The 814-nt window shown below is 66.0% G+C and carries 2 protein-coding genes; both read right to left on the reverse strand.

What is annotated here, in order from left to right:
- Positions 1 to 490: TraH family protein (locus CWO89_RS44735; RefSeq protein WP_130584441.1), on the reverse strand; the 490-nt coding region annotated here is incomplete at its 3' end.
- Positions 491 to 504: 14 nt separating this feature from the next.
- Positions 505 to 814 (reverse strand): nitrilase-related carbon-nitrogen hydrolase (locus tag CWO89_RS44740; protein WP_130230784.1); only part of this gene is annotated, 310 nt, incomplete at its 5' end.

The raw sequence follows: 814 nt of genomic DNA on the forward strand, positions 1-814 counted from the left end.
CCCACGTCGGCTCCGGCGGCTTCGGTCCGCCAGGATCGGGAGCGGTGAACACCGCCGTCCCCTCAAATTGCCCACGCTTCCAGGCCTCGACGGCATCGTCGAACACCTGCGCCCTGACGCTATCATCGGTCGGATTGCCATACCATTTCCAGACGATCCGCCAGACCTTGCCGAACAGGGCCGTGCCCGTGCGGATGTTCCTGCAAGCGTCGAACAGATCCGGCGACATCTCGGAGGGATCCTTCACGCCGAGACCGGCCGGATACTGCGTGATGCCGACGCGCACGACGGCTCGACCGATATGGCTGCGGGCAAGCTCAAGCGCTTCTTCGGGCGTCTTGACCGGCGGCACCAGGATGATGCGGTCGCCATTGCGCACCGTCACCGTGAGCGGATCGGGCGACCCGGCGGCGTGCAAGAATTTTTCGACGATCGCGGGCGTCAGGGCGGGATCAGCACATTTTTGGATGAGATCGGCATCGATGGCCATGGGCGAATTCCTGTTCAGCTGTTGAAAGCGGTGACGAGGGGAAGACCGAACAGCCGAGCCCAGGCCTCGACGGCGGCGCGCTGGATCGCGGGGACGGAGGCGCCGGTCGCCCACCAGCCATTGGCGATGGCGACGATCGTATCCGGCCGGTGCAGCATCGATTGCAGGACCGGCCAGATCAGAAGCTGCTCGTAGCAGATCAGCGACGCTACCCGGCGGCCGGCGATGTCGACGACGGGATCTGCGAAGAAGGTCGCTCGCGCACCGCCGCTCTCCCCGAGCCATGTCCGCCAGGGCTGCCAGCTCGACACGGGCACAGGCATG

It is taken from the genome of Bradyrhizobium sp. Leo170 (genome assembly GCF_004296405.1).
Classification (GTDB): Bacteria; Pseudomonadota; Alphaproteobacteria; order Rhizobiales; family Xanthobacteraceae; genus Bradyrhizobium.